The sequence below is a fragment of the Mesorhizobium sp. M0870 genome (assembly GCF_040319775.1).
Classification (GTDB): domain Bacteria; phylum Pseudomonadota; class Alphaproteobacteria; order Rhizobiales; family Rhizobiaceae; genus Mesorhizobium.
The window spans coordinates 1-697 of record NZ_JAMYOI010000086.1; the positions used below are offsets into that span (position 1 = coordinate 1).

The following is a 697-nucleotide window of genomic DNA, read 5'->3' on the forward strand; positions in this document are numbered from 1 at the left end:
ATCATCATGCGCCGGATTCGTCAGTGGTTGATCTGAATCCCCCCGCACCGTCCGAGTTGCGTGACCATGCTCGTTCTGTGCCGGCTGCGGTGCAGCCAGATTCTCCAATAGGGGTCTCCGGTCGCGACAAGGGTCCCCTCTATTCCAACGATGCGACCGTTGTCGAAGGGCTGAGGTCAGCTTACGCGGGTAAGGTCAAGGAGAGCACGGTCAAGCGCCATGTAAATTCTCTTCTCGGCTTTGGTCGTTGGCTCTTTGACAATAACAGGCCGGGATTTGCTGCTCGGCTTGACGAATCGTCGCTGGATCAGGATCGCAAGGAGTACGAGAGCAGGGGTGGCCCCTCGGAGTACGAGAGCAGGGGTGGCCCCTCGATCGTGGCTAGAGCACTGGGTCGTCTCAAGACGTTGGCGGGCGGAGCGCCAGTGGTCGACCGCCCTGTCCGGAAGCCCTACCCTGCCGACGCCGCGCTCATCAGAGATTACACAGCGGCTCTCATCAAAGAGTACAAAGAAGCGCCTGCGACCGGGCCGAATCGCGGTACCATTCAGGTCTATGGATCTACTCTTATACGTTTCAGTGAATACCTGCATGAAAACAAAAAGCCGGGGATTGCGGATCGGCTTCACGAGGGGTCGCTGGATGAAGATGCCAAGCGCTATGTGAACTCCGGTGGTAACCGGAGGATCAGTGCACT

1 pseudogene is annotated in these 697 nt (G+C 58.2%); it reads left to right on the forward strand.

Annotation, left to right across the window (positions count from 1 at the left end):
- Positions 1 to 23 precede the first annotated feature (23 nt).
- Positions 24 to 697, forward strand: a pseudogene (locus NKH97_RS33240) (hypothetical protein); the annotation flags it as partial.